General features: G+C 65.5%; 15 protein-coding genes. 5 read left to right on the top strand and 10 right to left on the bottom strand.

The window, feature by feature from the left end:
- Window positions 1–128: 128 nt before the first annotated feature.
- The 3 genes from DMB37_RS22255 to DMB37_RS22245 all read right to left on the bottom strand — a co-directional run bounded on the left by DMB37_RS22255 (window position 129) and on the right by DMB37_RS22245 (window position 2,322).
- Window positions 129–641 (bottom strand): hypothetical protein, encoded by a 513-nt coding sequence (locus DMB37_RS22255; protein WP_135234363.1) that lies wholly within the window; start codon window positions 639–641, stop codon window positions 129–131.
- A gap of 379 nt (window positions 642–1,020) precedes the next feature.
- Window positions 1,021–1,620, bottom strand: a complete 600-nt coding sequence (locus tag DMB37_RS22250; RefSeq protein WP_135234362.1) for a hypothetical protein — start codon at window positions 1,618–1,620, stop codon at window positions 1,021–1,023.
- Window positions 1,621–1,662: 42 nt separating this feature from the next.
- Window positions 1,663–2,322 (bottom strand): DUF3558 family protein, encoded by a 660-nt coding sequence (locus DMB37_RS22245; protein WP_135234361.1) that lies wholly within the window; start codon window positions 2,320–2,322, stop codon window positions 1,663–1,665.
- A 320-nt stretch (window positions 2,323–2,642) separates the two neighbouring features.
- On the opposite strand from DMB37_RS22245, the gene DMB37_RS22240 reads away from it, so the two are divergent.
- The 3 genes from DMB37_RS22240 to DMB37_RS22230 are packed head-to-tail and all read left to right on the top strand — an operon-like array spanning window position 2,643 to window position 5,064.
- Window positions 2,643–3,380, top strand: a complete 738-nt coding sequence (locus DMB37_RS22240; RefSeq protein WP_135234360.1) for a hypothetical protein — start codon at window positions 2,643–2,645, stop codon at window positions 3,378–3,380.
- A 17-nt stretch (window positions 3,381–3,397) separates the two neighbouring features.
- On the top strand, window positions 3,398–4,618 hold the full coding sequence (locus DMB37_RS22235; RefSeq protein ID WP_135234359.1) for a hypothetical protein: 1,221 nt from the start codon (window positions 3,398–3,400) through the stop codon (window positions 4,616–4,618).
- Window positions 4,615–5,064 (top strand): hypothetical protein, encoded by a 450-nt coding sequence (locus DMB37_RS22230; RefSeq protein WP_135234358.1) that lies wholly within the window; start codon window positions 4,615–4,617, stop codon window positions 5,062–5,064. Before DMB37_RS22235 ends, DMB37_RS22230 begins: the two co-directional genes overlap by 4 nt.
- Before the next feature lie 126 nt (window positions 5,065–5,190).
- Here the strand turns inward: DMB37_RS22230 and DMB37_RS22225 are convergent, their stop codons facing one another.
- The 3 genes from DMB37_RS22225 to DMB37_RS41980 are packed head-to-tail and all read right to left on the bottom strand — an operon-like array spanning window position 5,191 to window position 9,022.
- The gene (locus tag DMB37_RS22225; RefSeq protein ID WP_135234357.1) at window positions 5,191–6,174 is read right to left on the bottom strand and encodes an adenosine deaminase; all 984 of its coding nucleotides are present in this window, start codon (window positions 6,172–6,174) and stop codon (window positions 5,191–5,193) included.
- A 37-nt stretch (window positions 6,175–6,211) separates the two neighbouring features.
- On the bottom strand, window positions 6,212–6,829 hold the full coding sequence (locus DMB37_RS22220) for a hypothetical protein (protein ID WP_135234356.1): 618 nt from the start codon (window positions 6,827–6,829) through the stop codon (window positions 6,212–6,214).
- 33 nt (window positions 6,830–6,862) lie between these two features.
- Complete coding sequence (locus DMB37_RS41980; RefSeq protein ID WP_370465176.1) at window positions 6,863–9,022, bottom strand: bifunctional serine/threonine-protein kinase/ABC transporter substrate-binding protein; 2,160 nt, start codon at window positions 9,020–9,022, stop codon at window positions 6,863–6,865.
- A gap of 359 nt (window positions 9,023–9,381) precedes the next feature.
- Here DMB37_RS41980 and DMB37_RS22205 point away from each other — a divergent pair, with 359 nt between their 5' ends.
- The gene (locus DMB37_RS22205) at window positions 9,382–10,224 is read left to right on the top strand and encodes an ADP-ribosylglycohydrolase family protein (RefSeq protein ID WP_135234355.1); all 843 of its coding nucleotides are present in this window, start codon (window positions 9,382–9,384) and stop codon (window positions 10,222–10,224) included.
- 49 nt (window positions 10,225–10,273) lie between these two features.
- Here DMB37_RS22205 and DMB37_RS22200 read toward each other — a convergent pair whose 3' ends face one another.
- The 3 genes from DMB37_RS22200 to DMB37_RS22190 all read right to left on the bottom strand — a co-directional run bounded on the left by DMB37_RS22200 (window position 10,274) and on the right by DMB37_RS22190 (window position 13,706).
- A complete protein-coding gene (locus tag DMB37_RS22200; RefSeq protein WP_135234354.1) occupies window positions 10,274–11,494 on the bottom strand; it encodes a cytochrome P450 in 1,221 nt (406 codons plus the stop codon).
- Between the two features lie 12 nt (window positions 11,495–11,506).
- Window positions 11,507–12,775: a cytochrome P450 gene (locus tag DMB37_RS22195; RefSeq protein WP_135234353.1), complete on the bottom strand. Its 1,269-nt coding sequence runs from the start codon at window positions 12,773–12,775 to the stop codon at window positions 11,507–11,509.
- 361 nt (window positions 12,776–13,136) lie between these two features.
- A complete protein-coding gene (locus tag DMB37_RS22190) occupies window positions 13,137–13,706 on the bottom strand; it encodes a TIGR03086 family metal-binding protein (RefSeq protein WP_135234352.1) in 570 nt (189 codons plus the stop codon).
- Between the two features lie 184 nt (window positions 13,707–13,890).
- Here DMB37_RS22190 and DMB37_RS22185 point away from each other — a divergent pair, with 184 nt between their 5' ends.
- Window positions 13,891–14,712 (top strand): alpha/beta fold hydrolase, encoded by an 822-nt coding sequence (locus DMB37_RS22185; RefSeq protein WP_135234351.1) that lies wholly within the window; start codon window positions 13,891–13,893, stop codon window positions 14,710–14,712.
- A gap of 26 nt (window positions 14,713–14,738) precedes the next feature.
- On the opposite strand, the gene DMB37_RS41410 is transcribed toward DMB37_RS22185, so the two are convergent.
- Window positions 14,739–17,183 carry a bifunctional serine/threonine-protein kinase/ABC transporter substrate-binding protein gene (locus DMB37_RS41410; protein WP_240771614.1) on the bottom strand — a complete coding sequence of 815 codons (2,445 nt, stop codon included), beginning with the start codon at window positions 17,181–17,183 and terminating at the stop codon, window positions 14,739–14,741.
- Window positions 17,184–17,348 lie beyond the last annotated feature (165 nt).

Below are 17,348 nucleotides of genomic sequence, written 5' to 3'. Positions count from 1 at the left end.
TTCGGTGAGCGCGACCCAGGGTGCTGCCGCCTCCGGCGCCATCCGTGAGCCGTGCAACAGATCGCTGCGCCAACTGGAAGCAGGTTGCGACCGGCTCGCGAACACCCCCGCCGCAACGGGGTTCCCTATCATCGCGGCAGGATGGGGATCGGGCTCGGCTCGGCTACGGTCACGAGTACAACAACATCGGCGTAGGGTGCGTCGCCGTGGCCCAAGCGATGAGCGAACCGCGCCACGGGGATTCGCCACTTGTACTTGGCGGCGATCTCCGACTCCACATAGGGCAGGAGCGTGCCTGCGGTCACCAACTGGGCTTGGCCTTGCCGCTGGTGGGAGCCGAGCGCGGGGGTGCCCCGCCGGTCGCCCGGCTGGACGAGCACCCGGCCGTCGCGCGCCAGCTGTTCGGCCTCCTCCGACTGGGACGACACGCGGAAGGCGAGTTGAGTCTCGCCGATCGGGATCACCAGCCGCGGCACCGTCGTCAACTGGCGCGGACCGGTAACCCGGGTCACCAGAACCGTTTTGGCGTCACGCCAGACCTTCGCGTTGTCCGTGCGTCCACCACTCCACCTCTGCGGGCGGACATCCGGGCGCGCAACCTGCCTGCTGTCGACCGTTAGGTCGACGAGGGTATCTGTCATCGCGTTCGATCCTTTCCCCTGAGGAATCCACTGCTCGATCGGGTTCGGGCTGCGGCGAATCGCACGGCCCGCATTCAACGGCCGTACCCCGGCAGCCGTTGCCCAACCCTGTTCGATCACTTCCGATTGTCCGGGTGGTGGCTCAGTGCGCAACAATGAGCAAAGCAGCCAATACCTGCCTGGACTCAGCGAGATATACTGCGGCTCAACGGATCCGCTCGCGCTGATCACCTGATCTACGGAACTCGGTTGAGTTCCAGATCACTTGTACTGGAACTCTGCCGTGCATGGCAGCGTGCGGCTGCCCGGGTTCAGGGGCGCCTTGGTGGCGCTGCGGTTGTTGATCGTCTTGAGCTGTTACAACGGATCGAGCGAGCGATCAATCCTTCAACATGCGAATCATGTCGACGAGTGCTTGCCCACCCGCTCGTATCGTCAGATCATCTCGAGTCGTCTGGTTTTCGGCTGCTCTGAAGTGGAGCTTCCCATCCCAACCGTCGATCGTGGCGGTGAGGATGACGTCAAGCAGGGTGCGGGCGGGATCACCATCATTGAGCGGCGGTTCAGTAGCCGCCTTGACGGTCACACCGTCCACCGTCAATTCCTTGACCGGGTAGTCATCTGTCGGCAAAGGGATTGCGGACAAAGTGTTTCCACTGATGACGCAAAACAGAGATACGTAGCCAGGGTGCGACGGCCATCCGGATCCGTCTGCCGTGTCATAGAAGCACCCGTTGCCTGTGCCGATCTTGTCGGTCAAAGCTGACCCACTGCGTCCAGGACTGAGCTTCAGGTTATCGACACCAGCCCAGGCGGCGAAGAACTGCTTTGTCGAGTCACACAACTCCTGGACAGTATGATTGCTGGTCGGTATCCCATATTTGTCAGTAGGAGCGCTTGGAAACAGGTCGCAGCCCGAAAGCAGCATCGCCAGTGAAGAAATGGACAACAAGGTACGCAACTTCATGTCGCCTGCCATTCGAGCTCGTCGTGATTCAGGTGCAGGGCAGCGACGGGTGGGTCACTTCCATGGGACGCGGGCGAGGATGTCGCGCAGGATCGTCTGGTTACGCGAGCAGAGGTTGTCCGTATCGGTGGGAAGCTGGGTAGCGGGAGTGGTCGGCAAGGTGAGCAGGACGCCGGCGGCGCGCCTTTCGCTGTAACCGACATATGCGGCGCAGTCTTCTACGCCCAGATCGGCCGGATTCTTGCCGTGGCTCAGGTTCGCCCGGCGACCGAGTTGTTCAGCCATCCACAACGACACAGGATCCTGGCCCTGCTCAACTTCGCCGAGGGCTTCGTCTCTGATCTGCAAAGACACACCTACCGGGGAGGTTTCACCAACCATCCAGCTGCAGATGTCGTACTTGCCGACTATCGACATGTCTGGCCGCAGACCTTCGTTGCGTGCTGTGCGCAGATCCGGGCGACCAGCCAATGCGGACGCTTCGGCGGGTGTGATGATCGAGCAAGGGTCGAGGCCTTCGAAGGCGGCGGGTGGCTTGTACCAGTCGGCCGTCGTCGTACCGCTTGCCACGGAAGCAGCGGTGGAGGTGGCGTCGGCCGGCGGGGCTGAGCGGTTGCCGTCGGAGCACCCGGCGGCTGCCGCACCAGCCAGGGCGGTGAGCATCACCACCGACGCCGAAATCCGCCATTGTGGTCGAAACATATTGCGCGTCAACTGATATCACTCCTCGTAGTCGTCAGACGAGAGAGCCGATCACAGAGTTCGGCAGAAATATCCCCTCGTCTGAACACTAGCCGAACGGGTTCGCGAAGGCATTCGCTCAACCCGCCGATGATCGGCAATTGGCGCGACGACCGAACCGATACCCCCGCCGCCGGTCAGATACTTTGACAGACGCAGACGCCCGCCCTATGGTCGTTGCTCGTGAGCGTCGATGCGTGGGGGGCCCAGGACCAGGCTTCCGGTTCGCCGTCCCGATGAGATTTCTCAGGCTTTTCTACCGCCATGGGGTCCTGACCCAATTAGGCAAGATCGTGGCACTGCTGGCCGCGCTCATCATTTTCTTCTGGGTGATCGTCTGGATCGGTAATCCGTATCTCGACGATAAGAAATCCCCGAACAGTGCCGCGCCCGACTGGACAGCTCCGGCGCCGGTCCGGCCGAGCACCACGTTTGTGCCGCCGCCACCAGGATTTCCGTCGATGGAATTCCCGCCACCACTGCCCGAAGTGCGCAAAGGTCAACCCCAGCCCGTTCCCACCCGATTCGGGCTCAGTTATTCCGTGCCATCCGACACCAACTGGCAGCCGAGTAACAGCACGGCCTTGGGGTGGACCGAGGCCAGCTACGGTGCAGGCAGCGTGTATGGGTACCGCTACTGCGACGAAGACAAGAGCTCGAGACTCGCCGTCGTCGGCGTTACCAGTATCAACGGTGTGGACATCGATACGGCCGCCCGTACCGAAGTAAGCCTGGCGGAACAGATCTTTACCGATAAAGCGGGACGTAAGCCGAAGGTAGAGATCCGCGGGCCGTTCGCACTCGACGTGTCCGGCCGACCGGCGGTCCGTTACACCGCAGTCGTCACCGATATCCCTGCGGATGACCGCTGCGACCCGCCGCGCGCACAATTCGACATCGTCGCTACCCCTGCCTATGCGACCGCGGAAGTGATGCTCCTCATGGTCGAACACCACGCGGGGCTGCCGAAATCCTTGTCCGACAACGATGTCGACACCATCATCACGTCGCTGCGAAAAACCGATCAGTAGATAACGGGGAGAAGCAATTGGGCGAGGTATTCCTGGCACGCTCTGACCAGATCGCGGGTCTTGGCAAGCTAGTTGACGATATCGGTGTCGACAGCACAAATATTGCGAAGTTCATCGGCGAACACGGTCAACCGAAGGGCGAGCTGTTCACGGGCCCGATCATCAGGGATCTATTGCAGCCCGTCCGCACCGCCGCCGACATGACTCGCGGGCGGATGCAGGACATGGCGGACCGCACGAGCAGCACCGGCATCGAGTTGAACAAAGCCGCCTGGATGTATCACAACCAGGACCAGAAGAACTATTCGGCGCTCAACGCTCATACCACTGACGTGCCGAGCGCCGCCCCGGCTCAATACGGCCCAGATACCGAGCAGCCCGGGCAAACCGAGGCGTACGGCAATGCAGTCCCCTATCCGAAACCGGAGTCGTTCAAGCTCGATCCGCCGACGGTGAACCAGGAGGACACCGCTGGGCTCATAGGAGAGGTTGCGCCATGGCTGCGCGACGTCAACGAATCCATCAAGAGCGTCACCCGAGCAATCGGCAAGGAAGTGGATCCGCTCGTGTTGGTGCTGCAGCCGATCGAGGGCAACTGGAACGAAGTGCGGCGGATCGGCGAGTCATACAAAGTCGCCGGTAATGCGATGGAGGCGTCCGGGAAGAATCTGGAGAACGGCGTCAAGCTGGTCGGCGGACACTGGGACGGCAAGGCCGCCATCGCTTTCGAAGAGAACTGGGCGCGCCGGCAGATCGCGGCGATGAAATGGGAGGGACCAGTCGGCCGCGTCGTTGCCGACGTCATGGGGATCGTGGCCGATGAGATCCGGCAAGGCATCAAGGACGCCCTCACCAAGCTCAAAGACATGCTCCTCGACTACATAGACGTCAAGAGCGCCAAAGGGATTTTCAAGCAGGCGATCAAGAAAGTCCCCGGAGTGGGCTGGTGTATCGAGGCTGCCGATCTTGCCAACAAAATCTACACAATCGTCACCAAGGTGAAGGAAATCGTAGACAAGATCGAGGAACTGAAGAACAAGCTGAAGGAGCTACTGGCTGCCATCTCGAATCCGGTGGGGACGGCGACGGAGAAGGTGAAGCAGCGCCTGGAGCCCGTGGTCAAACGCGCCGGTGTCGCGGTAGACCTGTCAGAGCTCGTGCAGGTCAACCACACGCTCGAACGACCGAGGGAAGGTTACGAGGTCGGCAGCGGCGGACAACCCTGGGAGAACGGATGATTCACGAACCGAACCTCGACCCCGAGATCGAGGCGGTCGCTCGTCGGGTCATGAACGGTGTCGACGAGTTGAAAACCGTTCGGCTCGAGGTCGAACGCATGGATGTCTCCGCGATCCTGAGCCGGCCCACTGTCGTCACGACCGAGTTCATGTTCGAACTGGCTGCGGCACCGGCTGCGTCGCCCGAACTCCAGGCATACGGCGCGCGCGTCCGCAGCGGCGAATGCTTCTGGCCCGCAATCGAACTGCTTGCCCACCCGCTGCCGCCGGAAGTAATCGACCTGAAGAACTCGCCGCAATTCATCTGGGAGTGGACTCCAGAGCCGCCACCGCCGCCCCAGCCGCCACCGCCGCCGCGGACGAGGCGTGGCGACAACACAGTCGGCCCGAGCGACTGGCCCGACGACTTCGACGAATACCCCGGCCACAAATCCTGGCTCTCCTGAGCAGGAAAACGGCGTAAGGACGTCGGTCACTAACCGGTCTGAGCGACGGCGAACATCAAGCCCGCTACGACGTCCTGCGGCTGGTCGACACGGCGTTCGGCGTGGCCGTCGCATGCATCCCTCAGTTCAGAAGGTGTAAGCCTCGACCTCACCCAGGTAGCGGGCACGGGTGTGCTCGTCGATGAACGAGGCTTCGAAGGAGTTGCGGGCCAGGGTGCGGAGGTGGTCGGGGGTGAGGTTCAGGGCTTCTCGGATGCCGTCGAAGTTCTCTTGGACGTAGCCACCGAAATAGGCTGGGTCGTCGGAGTTCACGGTGGCGACCAGGCCGAGTTCGAGCATTCGGCGCAGGGGGTGGTCGGTCAGTTTGTCGATTACGCGCAAGCGCACGTTGGAGAACGGGCACACGGTCAGGGGGATTCGCTCTCGCACGAGGCGTTGCACGAGCGCGGGATCGTCGAGCACGCGGATGCCGTGGTCGATGCGTTCGACATGCAGCACGTCGAGGGCCTCGGCCACATATGCGGCCGGCCCCTCTTCACCGGCGTGTGCCACGGCGCGCAGCCCGAGCTCGCGAGCGCGCTGGTAGACGGCGGCGAACTTGGCGGGCGGGTGACCGACCTCGGCCGAATCGAGTCCGACCGCGACGATCCGGTCCAGGTAAGGCTCGGCGGCGGTGAGGGTGTCGAGGGCGGATTCGACCGAGAGGTCGCGCAAGAAGCACAGGATGAGCTTGGTGGTGATGCCGTAGCGCCGCTCGCTGTCGTGCAGCGCCTTCCACAGGCCGTCGATGACGGTGGCGAAGGGCACGCCGCGGGCGGTGTGTGCCTGGGGGTCGAAGAAGATCTCCGCGTGCCGGACTCCCGCCGCGGCGGCGCGGGCCAGGTAGGCCTCGGCCAGGTCGGTGAAGTCCTGCTCGACTCGCAGCACGTCGGTGAGCCGGTAGTACAGGTCGAGGAACGACTGCAGGTCCTCGAATCGGTAGGCGTGGTGCAGCTCGTCCACCGAGGCGAACGGCAGTTGGGCGCCGTTGCGTTCGGCCAGCGCGAACGCCAGTTCGGGTTCCAGCGTGCCTTCGATATGCAGATGTAGTTCGGCTTTCGGTACGGGCATTCCGCGGATCCTAGCCGCGGGGCGCTCGAGGCCTGCGTCACTGCCAGGGGGTGCGGGCGAAGATGTCCCGCAGCGTGGTCTGGTTTCGGGAGCAAAGGTTGTCGGTGTCGGTGGGTGCCGCGGTGGCTGCGGTGGCGCGCAGCCGCAGCAGCACGGTGACGGCCCGGTTGCCGCTGTAGCCGACGAAGGCGGCGCAGTCTTCCACGCCCGCTTCGCCGGGATTCTTGCCGAAGCTCAGGTGGGCTGGGTGACCGAGCTGCTCGGCCATCCACTTCGAGGTGGCGTCCTGCCCCTGCTCGACGCCGCCCAGTTGGTCCCGGAGCTGGAACGACACGGCCAGCGGATCGAAGCCGTCGACCAGCCAGCTGCAGGTGTCGATCGTCGCGGCGGCCGACATGTCCGGGTGCATTCCCCCATTGCGGGTGGGGCGCGGGTCGGGTTTGCCGGACAGGGCGGCGGCTTCGGCGGGGGTGGTGATCGAACAGGGGTCGAGGCCTTCGAAGGCGGCGGGTGGCTGGTAGCCGCCTGCGGCGTCGTGGTGATGATCATGATGGTCGCCGGTGTGGGCTGCCGAGCCGTCGTCGCCTGCGCATCCGGTGGCAGCCAGCGCGGCAACGGTGATCAGCAAGCACCCGGTGGTGATGACTCGGTTCATGACTAAATCCGTTCCAGGAGTTGATGTTCGGGGTCAGCTGATGGTGTAGATCCAGATTCCGGGGGTGGTCAGTTGACCGTTGTCCGACCAGCGGTAGGTGCGGGCGAGGCCGGTGCCCTCGTAGCCGCGCAAGTAGGTCAGCAGGTCGGCACGGGTGCGGTGACCTGCGGCGATACCGTTCAACGCGATGGTGGTCAGATCGTAGGCTTCCACCGCGTTCCAGCCTGCCCCTTGGCCGTTCAAGGCGCGAAAGTCGAAGTAGAACTTTCCGGCGACCGGACCGCACGTGCACGTCAGCATCGCGCCTTGCGCCGAATTTCCCGACTGGGCAACGAAATCCACGCTGAGCGCGCCTTCGGTGGCGACGAAAGCGGCGTTGACGCCGCCCTGCTTCAATTGCTGGGCGAAGGCGGCCGCTTCGGCGCTGTAACCGGAGTAGAGCACCGCGTCCGGCGCGGCGGCGGCGACTTTGCCCACCACCCCGGCGAAGTCACGCGCACCCTGCTTGACCTCCACCCGGCAGCCGGGGTCGGCCGCGGCCCCGAGGATGGCGACGACGTCGTGCGCCATGCCCTTGCCGAACCCGCTGTCATCGCGGACGACGCAGATCTTGCGGAAGTGGGCCGTGTCGAGCAGGTACTTCGCCACCGCACGGCGGTAGACGTCGTCGGTGGCCACACCGCGGAAGAAGGTGCGCCAGGCGGTGCTGGTCGGGTCGACGGGAGTGACACCCGGAAAGAGGAACGGTAACCCCGCGTCGCTGAAAACCCCACCGGTGGAACGAACTTCGGACGACAACGGACCGACCAAGGCGATGATCGACGAGTCGTCCACGATCTGCCGTGCGACATCGGCCGCGGTCCGCGGGAACCCACCGGTGTCGAACTCACGCACAGCGACCCGGCAGCCGGGGTTCGCCCTGGTGAACTGGTCGACGGCCAGCTTCACCCCACCGAGCAGGCCGCGGGCGGTCCCGGCATTGTTCCCGGTGAGCGGCGCGGTGGACGCGATGGTCATCGGTGCACAGGTGGCCTTGCCGTCGCCGGCCGGACTCGCCGCGGCACTCGGCCGGGCCACCTCCCGGCCTTCGGCATCGATCTGCCTCATCGCCCGCAAGGGTGCGGGCCCGGTGGTCGTCCCTGGCGCGACGGCACCGGACCAGTCGATCGGCTGCTGCGCAATAGGTCCGGTGCGGACGGCGGTGGTCTTCGTCGTCGCACGGTCGGACTTCACCCACAGCAAGCCGGCCACCAGCGCGATCACCACCCCGAGTACCAGCCCACCGATACGCAGTGACCGCTTCGTGGCAGACCGTGCGTCTTGCTCTTGTGAAATCGCTTGCGGCAGAGTAGATATCAGCGGCACCATCAAAGCTTGCTGCGCCGCGCACGCGAATTCCGTACAGGACGCGAATCTTTCGTCGGGTTGCTTGGCCAGCGCCTTCGCCAGCACGGTGTCCACCTCGGCCGGTAGTTCCGCCCGCAGGCTGCGCACCGACGGCGGTGCGTGCTGCAGATGACCCGCGATGATCGCGGCGGGACTGCCCGCCGCGAACGGCGACGAGCCCGTCAACAACCAGAACAGGCTGCACGCCAACGAGTACTGATCGGAGCGGTGGTCCACCGGAGTGAACGACAACTGCTCCGGCGACGCGTACGCCAGCGTCGCGGCGAGCGCTCCGGTTTCGGTCAACTGGCGGGACTCGTCACGCAGACGGGCAATACCGAAGTCGGTCAGCAGCACCCGCGCACCCTGCCCGGCGGTGGTGCGGGCCAGCAGAATGTTGGCAGGCTTCACATCACGGTGCAGCACTCCGATGGCGTGGGCGTAGTCGAGTGCCTTCGCCGTCTCGACGATGATCTCCGCCGCCCGCTCCGGCGGCACCGTGCGCGGATCGATGTCTGCGGCATCCACACCGTCGACGTATTGCATGGATATCCACAGCAGGCCCTCGTCGAAGCCGCGGTCGTAGACCTGCACGATGTTCGGGTGGTCCAGCCGCGCCACCAGCGCCGCCTCACGCTCGAACCGGGCTCGAATCTCGTTGTCGGCATACAGTTCCGGGTCGAGCAGTTTCAACGCGGTCAGTCGCGGTAAACGCGGGTGCTGCGCCAGGTACACCGCGCCCATGCCGCCGCGACCCAGCCGACGCTTGATCACATATCCGGCGAATACCTCACCAGAGCGCAGCATCCAGCCCCCTCAGGCTTCGAGTCCGCCGAACCGCTCGACCGAGTTCGATGCCGACCGCGGGTCGCACCGACGGGCGGCCGACCGCCGTATCGGTACGGATGCGTCGTCGCCCGTCGCACCAATACTAGCTTCGAGATCATCTGCCGGACTGGGGAATCGACTGTGGCTCTGGTGTAAGGTATGCGTCCGACAAGTTCCGAAACAGCCTGAAGTGCAAGCGAACTCGCTGAACAGTGGCGTTCGGCCACATGTTCGGGTCGCGGTCTTCCACCACCGACAAGGCCACGGTCATCGCAGGTGATCCGGGACTGTCGGGCAGCCCTGACCGCAGGGCTGGCGGATCCATGGGAGGGGATCGCATGCTGGTCGAGTTGGCCGTGGGGGACGCGTACGGCGCCGGGTTCGAGTACGCGGATCCGGGGCTCGTCACCGAACACAACACGCTGGCGGGGTACATCCAACATCCAACACATCTCGGCGTCCGCCCAGGCGCTTACACCGATGACACCCAAATGACCTTGGCGGTAGCGGAACTGCTGGTGTCGGACGAGCCGTGGGAACCGGCACGGCTGGCCGAGCATTTCGTGCAGGCGTATCACCGCGATCCACGCGACGGATACGCCACCCGGTTCCAGCAGTTCCTCGACACCGTGCACACCGGCGCCGACCTGCTGCGCCGCATCGACCCGGCCAGCGACAAGAGCGGCGCCGCGATGCGGGCCGGGCCGATCGGACTGCTGCCGACCGTTCGCGAGGTGATGCAGTACGCGGACGTGCAGGCGCGCGTCACCCACGACACTCCCGCCGGAGTAGCGGCGGCCCAGGCCGCCGCGCTCGCCGTGCACTACTGCCACCGGCAACTCGGGCCGGTGGCCGAACTCCCCCGCTGGATCGGCGATCGGCTCGACCCGAGCTGGACCCAACCGTGGCACGGCGAAGTCGGATCCAAGGGCTGGATGAGTGTGCGTGCCGCGCTCACCGCACTCACCTCGAGCCGAAGTCTCAGCCAAATCCTGCGCACCGCAGTGGCTTTCACCGGCGACGTGGACACCGTCGCGACCATCGCCCTGGCCGCCGGATCCTGTTCGCCGCAGATCGAACAGGATCTACCGAACGAATTGGTGATCGGTCTCGAGAACGGCCCATTCGGCCGCGACTATCTGCGCACGCTGGACGCGCAGTTGCTCGCTACCTTCTCCTGATCCTGAGTGCACGTGGGGTGTCGTCGGACGGCACCCCACCCACAGCGACCTACTTCGTCAAATACACCGGAAGCCGGCGGTGCCCGTTGGAGACGAAGCTGCCGACCGGCTGCAACTCTGCCGGATCCACTGCCAACCTGAGATCCGGAAAACGCGCGAAGAGGGCGGGCAGCGCGATCGCCGCTTCGAGCCGGGCGAGCGGGGCGCCGATGCAGTGGTGCGCGCCGTGGCCGAAGGAGAGATGGTCCTTGTTGGTGCGGTGCACGTCGAACTGGTCGGCGGTCGGACCGTGCAGCTTCGGATCCCGTCCGGCACCGGCGTAGGAGGCAAGAATGGCCGCCCCCTTCGGAATTCGGATATCGCCGACCTCGATGTCGTCGACGGCGTAGCGCAACGGCAGATGCGCGACCGGCGCCTCGTAGCGCAGCGTCTCCTCCACCACATCCGACCAGGGCACCCGGCCCTCGACCACGTCGGCGCGTTGTTCATGGTGGGTCAACAGCGCGAAGATCGCCTGGTCGAGCAGGTTGACCGTGGTCTCGTGGCCCGCGTTGATGACCAGCATCAAGGTGTCGACGAGCTCCTTCTCGGCCAGCTGCGCGCCGTCCTCGTCCCGGGTGGCGATCAGCACGCTGGCGACGTCGTCACCGGGCGTTTCGGTGCGGTAGGCGACGAGCTCGCTGATCAGCCGGTACATCTCGAGATAGTTGGCTTGCGCCTGCTCGGGCGTGAACGAGGTGTCGAAGAATCCGTCTACGCATTTGTGTATGGCGGCGCCCAGATGTTCCGGCACGCCCATCATCTCGGTGATCACCTGGATCGGCACCGGATAGGCGAAACCCGCACGCAGGTCTACCGTTTCGCCAGGCAGGGTGCCCGCCAGCGCGTTCAGCAGATTCTCGGTGATCGCCTCGATCCGCGGCCGCAGCGCCGTGGTGCGGCGGTGCGTGAAGGCGGGCGAGACCAGCTTACGGAGTCGTCGATGGTCGGCACCGTAGGCGGTGAACATATTGTCCACCGCGACCCAGGGCAGCAACGGCCAGGCTTCGGTGATCTCACCGTCGATGAACGCGGACCAGTGCTGCCGTGGATCCTTGGACACACGCGGGTCGGCAAGGAGGCTCTTGAGCACTGCGGCATCGGTGGCCGACCACGCGGGCACGCCGCCGGGTAACTCCACCAGGGCGACGGGCCCGCGCGCACGGATGCGCGCGGACTCACCTTGGATGTCGGCACCGGTCGGGTCCAGCACTATCGGTTGATGCTCCATCGGACGCTCCTTTTACACCATGTTCAACGGAGGGGACTTGGGGAAGACGACCGGCAGTGCCGCGACCGCGCGGTGGAACGGCCCTGGCCGCCAGACCAATTCGTCCACGTCCACGGCCAGTTCCATCTCGGGGAGCGCGTCGAGCAGCTGATCGATGGCGTCCTGCACGACCAGGTAGGCGACGGACTTGGCCGGGCAGGCATGCGGCCCGGCGGCCCACGCCAGGTGCGAGCGGTTGCCGGTGCGATCCCCGCCGCGGATCTCGGGATCGTTGTTGCAGCCCGCGAGGCTGATGAGCACCGGCTGATGCGCGGGCAGCCAGTTGTTGTCGATCAGGATCGGCTGGCGCGGGTAGGAGGTGCAGAAGTTCGCCATCGGCGGGTCGTTGAACAGGACCTCGTCGAGCGCGTCGCGGGTGGACATGCTGCCGCCGAGGACATCGCCGCCGAAGCGGTCGTCGGTGACCATCAGCAACAGGGTGTTGATGATCAGGTTCTGCTGCGGTTCGATGCCCGCGCCGTAGAAGCTGATCAGCTGGCAAAGCATTTCGGTGTCGTCCAGGCCGGCCGGGTGGTGCGCTAGTCGGGAGGTGACGTCGTCGCCGGGGTCCGCGCGCCGCAGGCCGATCAGCTCGAGCAGGGCCTCGCTCAGCATCTGCATGCCCTGGGCTGCGTTGACGGTGTCGAACAGCGCGGCCATACCGGTGGCGACCCGCTGCCCCAGTTCGGCCGAGCAGCCGACCATTTGGTTCAGCACCTCGAACACCAGCGGGAACGCGTACTGGGTCACCAGGTCGGCGGAGCCTTCTTCGCAGAAACTGTTGATCAGCGGGACGGCGATCTTCTCGACGGTGGAATGCAGGGCATGCAGGTCGATTCCGTCGATGGCGGCGGTGTAGGCCTGCCGATAGCGCGCGTGTGCGGCACCGCTGTTGCGCAAGGCGTTCGGGTACCACTCCATCATCGGCTTGACGGGTGAGTCGTCGGGGATCTGCTGCTGCCAGGTCCGTGGGTCAGCCGGAAAGTGCTCGGGGTCGTTGAGGATGCGCAGCGCCGCCTGATAGCCGACGACCAGGGTGGCGGGCACGCCGGGGGCCAGCTCGATCGGCACCAGCGAGCCGTACTTCCGGCGCATGTCGGCGTAGGCGCGATGCGGATCGGCGGCGAACTCCGCGGTGTGCAGCCGCACGCGCGGGCCATCGGTATCGATCGGTGAGCCGTGCTGGACCGGGCAGACCCCGGGTGCGGCGGTATCGGACGCGGTGAAGGGTGGCGTGGTCAAAGACGAGACTCCAGACAATGTGAGCGCGGGCACGTGCCTCGGTCACGTGCATCAGGAAAGGTCGGAGGTGTATCGGGTGCCAACCGACCATAGGTGACCACGGTGACGGGATGCACGTCGAGGACCGGAACGCTATGCGGCGACCGTAGATTCACCGTGTCCCCCTCACAGTCCCTGCAGGACGCGTGATTTCGGCGCGCCAATCCGGCCGTCCTGGCAGCCGTCCGGAACATGACGGCGCACTCACGGTAGCAGCATTGCGACAAAGTCTCTCTCGATGTGGCAAGACGCTACGGCGCGCAAATATGCTGGGCCATCAGGGAATAGACCGGCGCAGTCCGGTGTTTGCGCAGGGCTCCGGTTACCCGCGGCGGGCCGTCTCCGCCCACCGAGGGTTGCGGCCGGTGATCGCGACTATCCGATCGATCGGCGAGGCATTGTCGGATGTCTCGACGGCGGGGCCCCACAGTTCGGGGACGGGAGCGTTCGGCACGAAGTCGGCGACGTGGTCGAAACAGGCGTGCAGTGTCGCCGCGGGCAGGGCGAAGAGGCGGCCGGTGGCCACGGCGAGATCCCAGCCGTGCACCACCATCTCGGTCAGCGCAATCTTGCCCCACAGTTCGTTCGGCAGTTCCAGTCCCGCCCTGAGTTCGGTGGCACCTTGCCAGGCCGCCGGGTCGTCCCACGCTCGGCCGAGCAGGCGGACCGAGTCGGCACCGGTGTGGCGGTGGTCGGCACCGTGATCTGGTGCCGCGGCTTCGCCGGTGTCCTTACGTGCGATGGCGGCGAACGCCTGCGCTACCTCGTCGATGTGGTCGATGAGTTGGGCGACGTTGTACTCGCTGCACGGGGTGGGGCGGGCGAGCTGATCATCGGAGGTGCCGAGCAACAGCTCGATCATGGTGTCGCAAGCCGGCTTCAGGTCGATCATGACGGTCTCCTCTGGTCGCGCACGCATCGTGCGCCTCTCTTATCGAGACGGGGAAGCGGACCCGAATTCATCGGCGCGCCGATATCGGAAATCATTACCTCGTAGGTAATCGCTTCTGGTTGGCGAAGTTTCGATACTTGACGGACTGAGATCGGCTCGGTGCGGAACCAGGAGGCTTCCCGACATGCCCTACATCACCACCGGCGACGATGTTCAGTTGTTCTATATGGATTGGGGTTCAGGTGCGCCGGTGGTGTTCACGCACAGCTGGTCGTTGAGTTCCGCGATGTGGCAGTACCAGATGATTCCGCTCGCCGAGCAGGGGTTGCGGTGCGTGGCATACGACCGGCGCGGGCACGGGCGATCCGATCAGCCCTGGGATGGATACGATTTCGACACACTGGCCGATGACCTCGCGGCCGTGCTGGAACGGCTCGACCTGCACGGTGTCACCCTGGTCGGGCATTCCACCGGGACGCCGGAGATCGTGCGTTACCTGGCGCGGCACGGGTCGGCACGGATCGCCAAGATCGTGCTCGTTTCTTCGGCGCTCCCCTTGCTGATGAAGACGCCGGACAACCCGGACGGTTTCGAGGCCGCCGAGCTCGAGCAGATGCACGCGTTGTGGCCCATCGACTTTCCGCGGTGGGTGCGTGAGGTAGCCGAGCCGTTCTTCGGAGTGGGGCTGCCGGGCAACGAGATCTCCCGTGACCTGCTCGAATGGAGTGTTGCAGACACGCATTCAGTGTCGGTACGAGCCATGATGTGCCTGGCGCACCCGGTGACCGAGACCGATCATCGCGACGATATGCGGCGAATCGATGTGCCGGCGTTGGTGATCCACGGTGCAGCGGATGCGTTCAACCCGGTGGGGTTGTGCGGGCGGCAGACGGCGGCGCTCATTCCGGACAGTCGTTTGAAGGTGTACGACAACGGTCCGCACGGGCTGCACCTGACGCATCGCGATCAGCTCACCGGCGATCTGCTCGAGTTCATCAAGCAGTAAGCCGATTCGCGAAGTCACCCGACTGGTTAATTGACCTTGTAGAGCCAGGTATGGGGAGCGGCGAGTTCGCCGGTGGTGGACCAGCGGTAGGTGCGGGCGAGGCCGGTGCCGTCGTAATCGCGCAGGTAGTCGACCAGGTCGGCGCGGCTCGTGCGACCACCGGCGATTCCCTTCAAGACGATTGTCGTCAGGTCGTAGGCTTCGGCGGAGCTCGGGCCTGGAGTGTGGCCGTTGAGAGCCTGGTAGTCACTGGCGAACTGGGCGACGACCGGGCCGCACGAGCAGGACAGAATCGCGCCTGCCGCCGAATCCCCTGCCTGGGCAACGAAATCCGGGGTGACCGTGCTTTCCGCGGAGACGAAGGGGGCCGTAACGCCTGCTCGCCTCAGCTGCTGGAGAAGCGCGGCCGCCTCTTCGGAGAAGCCGGAGTAGAAGATCGCGTCCGGTTCAGCGGCGATGACATCGGCTGCCACCGTGGTGAAGTCACGGTCTCCCTGTGCGATGTCCGCGGCGCAGTTCGGCGAGGCCGCGGAACCGAGGCTGGATACGGCGCTGCCCGCCAGGCTCCTGCCGTAACCGTTCTTGTCCTGGATGACACAGATCTTGCGAAAGCGAGCCGTGTTGACCAGGTACTTCGCCAGGGCGGTGCCTTGAGCATCGTCGGCGGCCAAACCACGGAAAAACGTGCGCCACCCGTTGGTGGACAAAGCGGGATCGGTGGCCGACGGGGTCAGAAACGGTAGGCCCGCATCGTTGAAAATCTGTCCGGCGGCTTGGGTTTCGGCGGAGAAGACCGGACCGATCAACGCGACGATCGATGGGTCGTTCACGATTTGTGCGGCCACCCCCGCAGCCGCCTGCGCGCCGCCCGCGATATCGAATTCACGCAGTGCGACAGGACATCCCGGGTTCGCCTTCGTGAACTGATCGATGGCCAGCTTCACGCCACCATCAGCACTGCGCCCTGCGCCCGCGTTCGGACCAGTGAAAACGGCTGTCGTGGCGATGGTTACGGGCGCACACCTGGCCTTCCCATCCCCGGCTGGCGTACTGGCGGCACCAGGTTTACCCACCTCCTTCCCGAGCGCATCGATCTGCGTCAGCGGCTCGACGCCTCGCGGAGCACCTGCGGTCCCCGGAGCAATGGCACCTGCCCAGTCGATCGTCTGCGGCACGCCCGGCCCGAACGACGCCGGCGAATTCGACGACGATCCCGCGTTCGCCCAAAGGATCCCCGCCACAATCGCTGCCACGGTAACCACCGCCGCCCCCGCGATCCCGGCATTGCGCGCGGTCCGATCAGGACGCCGGTCAGCGTCGGTGCCCGGCGCGTCCTCGGCCGTTCCCGCCCGCTGGTCGCGGTGGTCCACCGCCGGTGAGATGCGCTCGCCGTACGCCGATTCCGGTCGGGTCTCGGTTCGCTCCTGCTGCCGAGTCCGCTCGCCCTCCGCGAGCCCCGAGGCAAGACCGCTCGACTGTTCTCGCTGGCTGGGCTCGCCCGGCACCGGTTCCTGCGCACCCTCGCTCGGCTTCGCTCGCCGCCCACCCGGCGGTACCCACGGCTGCGGCACGGTAGGTGGGGCGTGGCGGGTCGACGGTTCGCTTTCCGGGCTGGGTTTCGCGCCGGCCACCCCGGTTGCGCCGGTCAACGCTCGGCGCGCTGCGGTGGCGAGTTCCGAACAGGAGCCGAATCGGTCCGCGGGTTGCTTGGCCATGGCCTTTGTCAGTACCGCGGCCATGGCGGGCGGCAAGTTGGGGTTGCGGGTGTGTATCGAGGGCGGGGGTTGATGGAGGTGGCCGGCGATTATTGCCGCCGGGTTGTCGGCGGCGAAGGGTGCGGTGCCGGACAGCAGCCAGAAGAGGGTGCAGGCCAAGGCGTACTGGTCGGAGCGGGGGTCGACAGGAGTGGCGGACAGCTGTTCGGGCGAGGCGTAGGCCAGGGTGGCGGCGAACATTCCGGTTCGGGTGAGCTGGTGTGCGTCGTCGCGCAGACGGGCGATGCCGAAGTCTGTCAACAGGACTCGCTCGTCCTGGCCTGCGGTCGGGTGGGCCAGCAGGATGTTGGCCGGTTTCACGTCACGGTGCAGGACGCCGACGGCGTGCGCGTAGTCGAGGGCTTTGGCCGTCTCGGCGATGATGTCCACCGCGCGTTGCGGATTGACCGAGCGCGGATCGAGGGCTCCGGCGTCGATGCCGTCGACGTACTGCATCGAGATCCACCGGATACCGTCGTCGACCCCGCGGTCGTACACCGCGACGATGTTCGGGTGGTCCAATCGCGCGACCAGTTCTGCCTCCCGTTCGAACCGGGCTCGCATCTCGTCGTTGGTATGCAGTTCCGTGCTGAGCAGCTTCAACGCGATCCGTCGAGGCAAGCGCGGGTGCCGCGCCAGATACACCGATCCCATCCCGCCGCGACCCAGCTGGCGCTCGATCACGTATCCGGCGAAAACCTCACCAGCGCGCAGCATCCCGTCCTCTCAGACGTCGAGTCACCGAGCGCATTCCGCTCGATAGATGCGCTGCCGAGCTGAATCGCGCACCTCGCGGTCAAGTTGACCACCCCGGTTCGACCGTGCCGGTCGTTCGGCCATCGTAACCTGCGCATTTGCCATACAGGATGGCCGGAATGTGCT

The sequence above is a fragment of the Nocardia sp. CS682 genome (assembly GCF_004634405.1).
Lineage (GTDB): Bacteria > Actinomycetota > Actinomycetes > Mycobacteriales > Mycobacteriaceae > Nocardia > Nocardia ninae.
This window is presented reverse-complemented; position numbering and strand designations above follow the sequence as displayed.